Source organism: Dyadobacter sp., from assembly GCF_051859145.1.
Taxonomy (GTDB): Bacteria; Bacteroidota; Bacteroidia; order Cytophagales; family Spirosomataceae; genus Dyadobacter.
The window spans coordinates 8,693-14,271 of record NZ_JBHYGF010000301.1 but is presented as its reverse complement, the minus strand read 5'-3'; the positions used below and the strand labels follow the sequence as shown (position 1 = coordinate 14,271).

Genomic DNA, 5,579 nt, shown 5'->3' with positions numbered 1-5,579 from the left:
AATTGACCGCGGTGTAAGTAAAAGAAATCCCTGCCTTGCTGGTCTTCAAAATCAGGGTGCTGGCGGACAATTGCACTGATAAACCTCAGCTCTTCGTCGCTGTCCCGTGCTACTGTAAATGGGTTACCGTGACTGTCAACAGCGTAGATCTGCTTTTTTGAAAACAATGGAACCTCTGCCTGCCCATATTTCACGACTGGCGTGATCAACACATAATTTCCAAAATCTTCGAGGTACACGAGCTTTTTGACCTGCTCGTTGAAGCCAGTTTCCTCCCGCTGACGTGCAGTGGCAGCTTTGAGGTAAGAGTAGGTGATTTTGATCCTGTTTTCAAGCTTGTCGAGCAGCCCCAGCCGGAATGCTTCGAACCTGGATTCGTGAATGTAGATCTTCTGGTTATGTTGTCTGAAAAAATGGATTGTTTTCAGAATATCCTCCCGATCGATCAGGTACAGCTCGCGGATATGCAATACAAAATAGTCAAACCGCAGCTCCACTTTTTCAAGATCGAGGTATACTCCGTCCAGTATCAGCTCGCCCGAGATGTGGTAAAAAGGCTTTTTCTGGTCGATCCGCAATTGGAGATCAACAGGTACCTGCTGCAATTTGACCGGAACAACCGAAGCCGCATTGACATTTTCGGATGCATCGGGATTGTGGTAACAAAAATCTGCCTGAACCGGATTTTTAAGGATTGCCCGCAGCCCGGCGACGTCGCTTGCAAACTGCTTTTTACGAAAGTTGTTCTGAAACCCCGCAATGGCAGTGTAGAACTTGACAGTTTCGGTATCCTCCGTTTTCCAGATCTGTTCAAGCGGGTTCAGGGGCGTAATGGGATTTTTGATCTTCCTGTCGCGCGTTGTTCCAGCTTCATACAGCTCCGCAAAGAAGTTCTCGTAATACTTATTATGCCCGATCACGACAAGTTGACGGGTTTGCGGCCGTTGTTCGATATCCGGCAGCATACCGGAAGCAGGAGGCAGCAGGCTTTCTCCGAGCAATTTGACGGAGCGGCTGTCTACCGGAACCAGCTCTTTAAGTCTGGGCCTGACCTGCAACTCGCGGTTGGTGTAGGTCAGCTGAAAGTAGGTGTCGAGGTCAGTTTCGTTTTCCAAACCATAATCAACAGCAAATTCGCGTATCCGTGAAGATCTTAGTATTTTGTCAAAAAACGCACGTAAGTCTTTGCGTTGTAAAAGATTATAGAGGATCTGAACCTGGTGTTCACACAGTTTCTTCTTAGGCTGACTGCAGCCGCAGTAGATCTGAATGAGACTTGCATTCTGTTTGACAATGACCTTGTTGAGCTCGCCGCTGAGTCCCTGCAGCTTGAAATTGGCATAGTTGATATCGATCTCTGCCGGCTGGATCTCGAAATAACCTCTTCTGCCGGTATCCGGCATTGTGGCACAATTCTGCAGAATGTGGCTGACAGAGAAGTTGCCGGTATCGAAATTGGGTAGTATAAAATTATGCAGGCTCGGGCGCTCCGTTTCCGACGGCTCATTGTTTATCATGAAGCAAAATAACCAACTAATGTCAAAAGCCGAAAAGAAATCCGGCGCTGGTGATTTAGGCCGGAAATACCGAAATTGAGCGCGAGGCACCTGCCAAACATTTATTACTTAACAATAACCAACATGGAAATCGGAATAGCAGCTGATCACGGAGGGTACGATTTGAAAGAACATTTAAAATCCTACCTGGTCGATAAAGGATACACGATCAAAGATTATGGCGCATTTGCGCTTGACAATCAGGATGATTATCCCGATTTCGTGGTTCCGCTCGCACTCGCGATTGTAAGCAATGAGGTAGAGCGGGGGATCGCCGTTTGCGGCAGCGGCGTAGGCGCTTCCGTGGTGGCCAACAAGGTTGCGGGCGTGCGCGCAGCGTTGATCCAGGATCATTTTTCGGCGCATCAGGGGGTGGAAGATGATGATCTGAATATGCTTTGTCTGGGTGGCCGCGTCACGGGAACGAATGCAGCGCAGGAGCTGGTCGAAGCTTTTTTGAATGCAAAGTTCACCGGTTTGGAAAGACACAACCGCCGGTTGGCGAAAGTAAAAGACCTTGAAAAGAAAGGCTAGGCAGCGCACCGACCCATTTTTGGCATTATTATTTTGCGCTGTCGCGGTAATGAAAAATTCGACTTGTCTCCATTTCGGAAAGCTTACCGCTTTCCTTTTACTTGTTTTTTGTGCCCCCGCGATTGCGCAGGATTCTACTTCCAAAGCAATCAAGATTTTACCCGCCGACTCAGTTGCAGGTTCCCGCCCGGATACTTCGCTGCAACCGCGGCAGGTTTTAATTGACACGATCCGGTACCGGTTTATTGGCGACGGTAATTTCACGAGAGGGAATGTGAACCGCAGTTTGATGGTACTGCGCGCGGAGCTTATTTTTAGCGGACCGGTGATCAACATCGCCTCCAATCCACGGTTTACATACGGTAAACAAAGCGGCATTCTTGCCGAGCGCGACGGTTATGTGGACGTTTTTATTGATGTATTCAAGAAGAGCAGAACTTACGTTTTTGGTCTCGGTGTACTGGAAAACAGTAATTTACGTCGCATTGATGTGCGGCAAATGGCGGGCGCGGGGATTGGGTACCGGCTTGTTAAAACGCCTAAAAACGACCTTAGTCTGACCAATGCAGTTTTATACGAATCCACGAATTTTGTTGAAATACCTACCGTAACAACAATCCGTAACTCTTTCCGGGTTAAAGGAAAACACTCATTTGCACAGGATAAAGTGCGCATTAACCACATAACTTTCCTGCAACCGTCACTAAATAATATTTCGAATTTCCGGTGGAACACAATCGTCTCTGTTGAATTGCCGCTCAATAAATGGGTCAGCCTGCGTACCAGCTTTGAAAACTCTTACGAAAGTATTGTAGAGGCAACCCGCAAGCGCAACGATTCACGGATTACGTTCGGTATTTCGGTGGGTAACAAATAGGCTTGCAGGTAGGGGATCGAGGGGTAATTAAGAATAGTACATTATATATGAAGAAAATGTGCTTTTATCGTCGTCACATTATTCAACCCAAGCATGAAAGATCCACAGGATAACCGCCGCCAGTTTCTTAAAAATACAGTCAACTCGGCCGCCAGCTTGATGCTGCTTCCGGCATTGACCGATAACCTTATCGCCAGTCCCGTAACGAGGGAGTATGCGCAACCTGAACCTGTTATGATGCCGCCCAGAATTAAATTTTCGGTGATCGGAATGAACCACGGTCACATTTATGGTCAGGTGGAGGCAGTTACCCGCGGTGGCGGCGAGCTGATTTCATTTTATGCCAAAGAAGAAGACCTTGCCGCAGCTTTTGCCAAAAGGTACCCTAACGCCAAACAGGCGAAAAGCGAGGCAGAAATCCTTGATGATAAAAGCATCCAGCTGATACTGAGCGCTGGCATTCCCGACGAGCGCGCGCCGCTGGGTATCCGCGTGATGAAAAGCGGAAAGGATTATATGGTTGATAAACCCGGTATTACCAGTCTCGAACAACTTGCACAGGTGCGCAAGGTTCAAAAGGATACCAAGCGGATTTACTCCATTATGTACAGTGAGCGGCTTGAAAACCGCGCTACCATTAAAGCGGGCGAGCTCATCAAAGAAGGTGCGATCGGGAAAGTGGTGCAGACGATCGGCCTCGGGCCGCACCGGATGAATGCGAATACGCGGCCTGAATGGTTTTTTGATAAAAAGCGCTTCGGCGGTATTATATGTGATATTGCTTCTCACCAATTTGACCAGTTCCTGTTCTTTACCAATTCAACCAAAGCCGAAGTTGTTGCTTCGCAGGTAGGGAATGTAAATCACCCGCAGTACCCGAAATTCGAGGATTTTGGGGATGCGATGCTGAGAGGGAATGGCGGCGCAGGTTATATCCGAGTGGATTGGTTTACGCCCGACGGGCTGAAATCATGGGGCGATGGTCGCCTTACTGTGCTGGGAACAGAAGGATTTATTGAAATACGTAAAAACGTCGATATAGGAGGTCGCGATGGTGGTAATCACCTGTTTTTGGTTAATAACAAAGAAACGGTCTATGTGGATTGCAGCAAGACCGAGCTTCCTTACGGAAGGCAGCTGGTAGACGATGTACTTAACAGAACTGAAACCGCCATGTCGCAGGAACATTGTTTCCTAGCTACCGAGCTGGCATTGAAAGCGCAGAAGCAGGCTCAGAATGTGGCGACAGTAAGTTGATCAATGATTTCGTATAAATAAAAACCCTGGCCCGTCGAAGAGCCAGGGTTTTTATTTGAACCAAAATGCTATTCCGAAAGTGCTTTGAAGTCTTCGTCTGAGAGCTCGATTTCGCCCGCTTTGAGATTTTCCTGTAAATGCGTCAGTGAGCTTGTTCCGGGGATCAGCAGAATATTCGGGGCACGCTTCAAGAGCCAGGCCAATGCGATTTGTGCAGTAGTAGCGCCGTGTGCAGTAGCGATTTTCTCGATCTTGTTCTTCATCTTATCCGGACCGGAAGCCAGCGGGAACCAGGGAATAAATGCCATTCCGCGTTGCACGGTATAGTCCAGTACTTCTTCCCATTGTCTGTTGCCTAGGTTATAAAGGTTTTGAACCGAAACAATCGGCACTACCTTTTCAGCCTGCTCTATTTGGGCCACATCTACTTCCGAAAGTCCCACAAACCTGATCTTGCCGGCTTTAACCGCATCAACAACAGGTGCGAGTGTTTCTTCAACAGGGAATTTGGGATCAAAACGGTGCAATTGCCACAGATCGATCACGTCAAGTTTCAGCCGTTTCAAGCTTCCGTCAATCGTTTCGCGGATATGCTTTGGGTCGCCATTGACCGGCCATTGGTTCGGGCCTGTTCTGTCCAGTCCGCCTTTGGTCGCAATCAGCAGGTTTTGAGGGTAGGGGTGCAACGCTTCCGAGATCAAAACCTCGTTGGTATGCGGACCGTAAGAATCTGCTGTATCAATAAAGTTAACGCCAGCCTCTACTGCGGCCTGCAATACTTTTTTGGCATTTTCGCGGTCGGGTGCATCGCCCCATACGCCGCGACCAGTCAGCTGCATTCCGCCGTATCCCAGGCGGTTGATCTCTATTTCTCCACCAATGCGGAACGTAGCCGGATTTTGTGTTGTGGTGCTCATTGCCTATTTTAATTAGTGTTTGTTTTACAGTTCACAACAAATCTCACGCCAAAAAGAGTCAGCTTATCCTTGCGGTGTGGCATAGTTTTAATCTTTTAGCTCAAAAAACTAGGAACCATGGACACGGATAGCAGCATCTACGAAGCACGCGCAAAGGAACTGGTCGGCGAGATCAGGAAGATCATCGAGGTAAAAGCCCTTGACCTGGACCAGGCGCTGGAACAAGCGGGTATCTCCAAAGAAAAAGCAAACGACATTCTGAATAACGGGGGAGTGCCTACACTTTCCGAATTTCTCGCGCTTTGCCAGATTTCCGGAATTACCATCCATATACCTTCTATAGAGACGCCGGATACACCTATGTAAGCCGGCTATTTGCCTCTTTTTTGCGGCCGACACCTGCACAAAAGCAGCTTAAAATCAGCCGTTTAATCATTG

At 48.2% G+C, this 5,579-nt stretch carries 5 protein-coding genes and 1 pseudogene; 4 read left to right on the top strand and 2 right to left on the bottom strand.

Features of this window, described 5'->3' with window-relative positions:
• Positions 1–1,517 (bottom strand): annotated as a pseudogene (locus ACTIE6_RS16785) (DEAD/DEAH box helicase); the annotation flags it as partial.
• 123 nt (positions 1,518–1,640) lie between these two features.
• Here ACTIE6_RS16785 and ACTIE6_RS16780 point away from each other — a divergent pair.
• From ACTIE6_RS16780 to ACTIE6_RS16770, 3 genes are all read left to right on the top strand, one after another.
• Positions 1,641–2,090 carry an RpiB/LacA/LacB family sugar-phosphate isomerase gene (locus ACTIE6_RS16780; protein WP_439557740.1) on the top strand — a complete coding sequence of 150 codons (450 nt, stop codon included), beginning with the start codon at positions 1,641–1,643 and terminating at the stop codon, positions 2,088–2,090.
• A 49-nt stretch (positions 2,091–2,139) separates the two neighbouring features.
• Positions 2,140–2,967 carry a DUF481 domain-containing protein gene (locus ACTIE6_RS16775; RefSeq protein WP_439557739.1) on the top strand — a complete coding sequence of 276 codons (828 nt, stop codon included), beginning with the start codon at positions 2,140–2,142 and terminating at the stop codon, positions 2,965–2,967.
• 93 nt (positions 2,968–3,060) lie between these two features.
• Complete coding sequence (locus tag ACTIE6_RS16770) at positions 3,061–4,224, top strand: Gfo/Idh/MocA family protein (RefSeq protein ID WP_439557738.1); 1,164 nt, start codon at positions 3,061–3,063, stop codon at positions 4,222–4,224.
• 68 nt (positions 4,225–4,292) lie between these two features.
• Here the strand turns inward: ACTIE6_RS16770 and ACTIE6_RS16765 are convergent, their stop codons facing one another.
• Positions 4,293–5,141 carry an aldo/keto reductase gene (locus tag ACTIE6_RS16765; RefSeq protein WP_439557737.1) on the bottom strand — a complete coding sequence of 283 codons (849 nt, stop codon included), beginning with the start codon at positions 5,139–5,141 and terminating at the stop codon, positions 4,293–4,295.
• A gap of 117 nt (positions 5,142–5,258) precedes the next feature.
• Between ACTIE6_RS16765 and ACTIE6_RS16760 the strand changes: the two genes are divergently transcribed.
• The gene (locus tag ACTIE6_RS16760) at positions 5,259–5,507 is read left to right on the top strand and encodes a transcriptional regulator (RefSeq protein WP_439557736.1); all 249 of its coding nucleotides are present in this window, start codon (positions 5,259–5,261) and stop codon (positions 5,505–5,507) included.
• Positions 5,508–5,579: the final 72 nt, after the last annotated feature.

Coding starts and splice junctions, on each gene's coding strand:
- ACTIE6_RS16780 (WP_439557740.1), top strand. CDS start 1,641: ATGGAAATCGGAATAGCAGCTGATCACGGAGGGTACGATTTGAAAGAA.
- ACTIE6_RS16775 (WP_439557739.1), top strand. CDS start 2,140: ATGAAAAATTCGACTTGTCTCCATTTCGGAAAGCTTACCGCTTTCCTT.
- ACTIE6_RS16770 (WP_439557738.1), top strand. CDS start 3,061: ATGAAAGATCCACAGGATAACCGCCGCCAGTTTCTTAAAAATACAGTC.
- ACTIE6_RS16765 (WP_439557737.1), bottom strand. CDS start 5,141: ATGAGCACCACAACACAAAATCCGGCTACGTTCCGCATTGGTGGAGAA.
- ACTIE6_RS16760 (WP_439557736.1), top strand. CDS start 5,259: ATGGACACGGATAGCAGCATCTACGAAGCACGCGCAAAGGAACTGGTC.